1 protein-coding gene is annotated in these 431 nt (G+C 55.5%); it reads left to right on the top strand.

The features are described from left to right. Positions 1–21: 21 nt before the first annotated feature. A partial coding sequence (locus tag VG556_RS22570; RefSeq protein ID WP_423180075.1) for an ABC transporter transmembrane domain-containing protein occupies positions 22–431 on the top strand: 410 nt, incomplete at its 3' end.

The following is a 431-nucleotide window of genomic DNA, read 5'->3' as shown; positions in this document are numbered from 1 at the left end:
AAGCACAGGTATCTTCCAATAGTGCTGCTGGCCATTGCGGCAGAGATCCTCTTGGTTGTATCGCCCCTCTATCTCCAGACCATCATCGATGGCCTGCAGATTGCTGATGCGGCCTTCAATCCAGAGCGCCTATTGGTGATCTTCGTCGCCATCGCCGCTGCCAGGGTCTTGGCAGTGGCGTCCCGTTCCATGCTGACCGTGAAGCTCGGAGCTAACATCATCGGTGCGCTTTCGACGAAAGTCTTCGGGAAGATCCTGAGTCTTCCTCCAGCGTACTTCCTGCGTAGGCATCCCGCTGATGTTATATCCCGACTGAGTTCCGTGCACGAGGTGCAAGAGATCGCGTCCTCCAAGATCGTTGAGTGCACGGTTGACTCAATTGCGCTGCTCATTCTTCTGGTGGCGTGTTGGTTTCATAGCTCGCTGCTTGC

The organism is Stenotrophomonas sp. CASM106 (genome assembly GCF_049384825.1).
GTDB lineage: Bacteria > Pseudomonadota > Gammaproteobacteria > Xanthomonadales > Xanthomonadaceae > Stenotrophomonas > Stenotrophomonas muris.
This window is presented reverse-complemented; position numbering and strand designations above follow the sequence as displayed.